Origin of the sequence: Nocardioides sp., assembly GCF_016462705.1 — a bacterium.
Lineage (GTDB): Bacteria > Actinomycetota > Actinomycetes > Propionibacteriales > Nocardioidaceae > Nocardioides.
The window spans coordinates 1-3,238 of sequence record NZ_JAEMSS010000289.1; the positions used below are offsets into that span (position 1 = coordinate 1).

Genomic DNA, 3,238 nt, shown 5'->3' on the forward strand with positions numbered 1-3,238 from the left:
ACTCTCCTCTATCTAAAACATGTCCTTTTTCGGAGCCGCAGCGACGCCCAAGACTCCCGCCGCCGGTGGCGGGGGAGCGGCCGGAGGTGCCGGCGGGGCTGGTGCGGCCGCCGGCGGGATCCCACCGGTGGCGGTGTAGCCGATGCGCCCCGCCACCTGCCCCCAACCCTGATCGACGCCTACTGACCCGGAAGGAAGCCGACGATGACCATCTACGCCGACTACCAGCGCGACCGCATCGGCTGGTTCTTCGGCCTCTCCGGAGGCCAGCTGATGTTCCTGGCGCTGGCCAGCCTGCCGGCGTTCTGGGCGATCAGTCGCGGAGCGTGGTTCTCCGCGTTCCTGTTCGCGCTGGTCTGGCTGTTCCTGCTGGGCATCACCGTCATCCCGGTCCGGGGCCGCTCGGCCACCGGCTGGGTGTTCGCCTCGAGCATGTACGCCGTCGGCGGGCTGCTCGGCTGGACCTCCTTCCGGGCCAAGGCCGCCCAGGGTCGCGCTGAGGACCTCGACACCCCCGACCTACCCGGGGTGCTGCAGGGCATCAAGATCCACGACGGCCCGCCGCACGGCTCGCAGCTGCAGCGCGTGGGAGTGATCCACGACGACGCCACGAAGACCTGGGCGGTCACCGCCGCGGTCGTCCACCCCGGCATCGGCATGAAGGACGCCGAGGAGCGCAGCCGCTACGGCGAGGCGCTGGCCGGGCTGCTCGACGTCGCCGGCCGCACCGAGAAGATCGACGAGATCCTGTTCATGATCCGCACCGTCCCCGAGGACGGTGCCGAGCGCGAGCTGTGGGTCACCAAGCACCGCCGCGGCAACGCGCCGGAGCTGTCCGAGGTCGTCAACAGCGACCTCGCGGTGGGCCTCACCCAGGCGTCGGTGCGCACCGAGCAGTTCGTCACGATCGTCGTCCCGGAGACCCGGATCGCCCGGTCGGCCAAGGAGTCCGGTGGCGGGTTCGAGGGCCGATGCCGCGAGCTCTACCTGCTCATGGCCGAGATCGAGGCCCAGCTGCGCGGCCCGATGGGCATGACGTCGGTCCGCTGGCTCACCTCACCGGAACTCGCCCTGGCGTCCCGGACCGGGTTCGCCCCCGGCGACCGCGCCAGCATCGTCGAGGCCCTCGCCATGCGGGAGAAGGACCCGAACGTGAACGCCGACGTGCCTTGGGCGCTGGCTGGCCCCTCTGGCGCCGACGCGACGGTGCGGCACTACAGCCACGACGCGTGGAACTCGATCAGCGCCACCATCAAGCTCCCGACCCGCGGCGTCGCGATGGGCGCACTCGCGCCGATCCTCACCCCCAGCGAGTCAGGGGAGCGGCGCTCGTTCGTCGTCGCCTTCCCGATCGTGTCCCAGTCCAAGGCCGACCGGCAGTCCGGCAACGCCGAGTGGGCCGCGGACCTGGCCGAGGGCATGAACGAGAAGCTCGGCCGCAAGACCCGCGCCAAGCAGCGCGACGAAGCCCACAAGGCCCGCGGCCTGGACGCCAAGCTGGCCCGCGGCAACTCGCTGACCCGGCCCTACGGCGTGTGCACGGTCACCGTGCCCAAGTCGATGCGGATCACCGAGTTCGGCCGCCGCCTGGACGCCTCGGTCCGACGCGCCGGGTTCGCACCGCTGCGCCTCGACCTCGCCCAGGACGTCGGGTTCGCCGCGTCCACCATCCCCCTCGGCACGAGCCTGACCCGGAGCGGAGACGCCTGATGACCACCACCCGCCGGAACCGCCGTGGCGGCCGCGACATGGCAGCCCTGCTCTCCGACTTCGGGCACGACCTGCCCACGATCCCCACGCTCGCCCCGGAGGCCAAGGAGCCCCGGCTCTTCCGCTACGCGCCGCGCCGCGGTGCCACCCGCCGCGGCCGAGGCTGGGCCGCCGCCACCGCCCCGGCGATGGCCTGGCGGATGACCAGCGACCAGGCCCCGGTGTTCTGGCCCTTCGTCTCGGCTCCCGCCCTGCCCCCGACGGGCGCCCAGATGGGCGTCGACCAGCTCTCCGGCGGCAGCTTCTACTGCGACCCGTTCGGTTGGGTGCTGCGCGACGACGTACCTGCGACCAACCCCAACATCTTCCAGTTCGCCAAGCCGGGAAGTGGCAAGTCCGGCACCACCAAGGCGTTCTGCACCCGGATGATGCCGTTCGGCTACCGCACCCTGGTCACTGGCGACGTCAAGGACGAGTACGAGTCGCTGTGCCGCGCGCTCGGTGTCGAACCCTTCGTCATCGCCCCCGGGTTTTGGGCCCGGGTCAACCCGCTGTCCATGGGGCCGCTCGGCGACGGGTGGGAGAAGCTCTCGGCCGAGGAGGCGCAGCGCCGCGCCACGATCATCTTCAAGCGGTGGCTCGTCCTGGTCCGAGGCCTGGTCGGCAGCATGAAGATCGACGACGAGCACCGGGTCCCGTTCGGTCCCGACGAGAGCGACGTCGTCCGCAACGCACTGCAGATCCTCACCGGCTACGCCGCCGGCAACACCGTCCTCAAGGAGACGACCATCCCGCGTCTGTGGGACCTGCTGCGCAACCCCACCGAGGAGCTCGTCCGGGCCTGCGAGTACGCGAACACCCGCGTGTTCCTCGACGACACCCGGCTGCTGCGCAACGCACTCGGCGAGCTGGTCACCGGCACCCTGGCCGGCCTCTTCGACGACTTCACCAACATCGAGGTCGACTGGCGCGCCCCGATCCAGTCGTTCAGCCTCTCCCGGCTCGACGGCCTGGGCGATGAGGCCGTGGGCATCGCGCTGCTGTGCATGAACTCCTGGGGGCGCGGTCTGCGGGAGATCGCCGAACCCGGCGACCTGCGCATCGTGGTCCGTGACGAGGTCTGGAAGCAGATGCGCCTCGGAACCGCCGCAGTGGCGAGCTTCGACGCCGACCTCAGGCTCTCACGCGGCATGGCCGGCAAGGGCGGCGACATCCAGTTCTGCAACCTCCACAAGCCCTCCGACCTGCTCTCCGTCGGCGACGCCGACTCCCAGGCCGCGATGATCGCCAAGGACCTCCTCGAGCTGGCCGACATCAAGATCCTCGGCGCCCAGAAGCCCCGTGTCGCCCGCGAGCTCGACTCGATGCTCGGGCTCGGCCCGATCGCCCAGGACCTCGTCTCCGGGTGGGCCATGCAGGACAAGGGCCGCGCGCTGTGGTGCATCGGTGACGCCACCTACAAGGTCCAGACGGTGCTCCACCCGCTGGAGAAGAAGCTCTACTACACCAACGAGGCCATCGAGGCCGC

Annotated in this window: 2 protein-coding genes; both read left to right on the top strand. The window is 70.8% G+C overall.

The genetic code is table 11. The features are described 5' to 3' along the window. The first annotated feature begins 204 nt into the window (after window positions 1-204). A complete protein-coding gene (locus JHD21_RS21555; protein WP_292679569.1) occupies window positions 205-1,710 on the top strand; it encodes an SCO6880 family protein in 1,506 nt (501 codons plus the stop codon). After that, window positions 1,710-3,238, top strand: a 1,529-nt coding sequence (locus JHD21_RS21560) for an ATP-binding protein (RefSeq protein ID WP_292679571.1), incomplete at its 3' end; no start/stop codon positions are given. The genes JHD21_RS21555 and JHD21_RS21560, both read left to right, overlap by 1 nt.